This is a genomic window from Priestia sp. P5_B4, from assembly GCF_056400385.1.
In genome coordinates, this window is sequence record NZ_JBFULJ010001309.1 from 1 (window position 1) to 764 (window position 764).

The 764-nt window shown below is 32.5% G+C and carries 1 protein-coding gene; it reads right to left on the reverse strand.

Features of this window, described 5'->3' with window-relative positions; genetic code table 11:
* Nucleotides 1-325: 325 nt before the first annotated feature.
* A partial coding sequence (locus AC1DRF_RS30665) for a GH32 C-terminal domain-containing protein (protein ID WP_477742655.1) occupies nucleotides 326-764 on the reverse strand: 439 nt, incomplete at its 5' end.

Below are 764 nucleotides of genomic sequence, written 5' to 3' on the forward strand. Positions count from 1 at the left end.
ATTTACCACTTGAAACAAACCTGCCTGTTGAGCTTTTAGAAGGAACAACCACTTAAAGATAGTATCTTTACATATTAGTTTTACACTTAGATGTCAACCGATTAGCATAAATTAAATTTTAAAAAGGTTGAATAGTAGCCCCCTTACATAAAAATGAGTATGCTCTATGTTTAGGTTTTAAGCTCATAAAATGGTTTCTCGTGTATTATATAATAAAAAAGACAAACTTCATCGATTGGTGAAGTTTGTCTAAGATGACATAGTATTTATAAAGAAGCTATTTGAATCCGTTTACATTTTAAAATTAAATAGATTTATCTTTATTCTAGTTCCCTACCACACTCACAGGCAACTCCGTAATAACTTTTCCACTTTTGTCAGAGATTTTGATAGTTGTGTTACCTATCTTTAACCCTCCCAATGTTCCTTCGGAACCGTTAGCTTGGGTAGATACTTTCACAATTGACCTGTCAGTTACTTCCCACTTTAACTCACCTTTGTAATCTAACCAATCCGGCTTTATTACTGCTTGAACATCCTTTTTTTCACCTATTTTAAGAACGACTGCTTGTTCACTTAATGTAATTCTTTCTAACTTGTCCTTTTTGAGTTTATCGCGCCAAATAGAGTTTAAATGATGAAATTGCAGGGAGTCTACACGTACTTTACCTCCTTTTGAATATAATTCAATGCCACGATTAGCTGGATTAGTATAAATTAAATTTGTAAAAGTTTGTTCCCCATCATTAATAAATACTTCAACC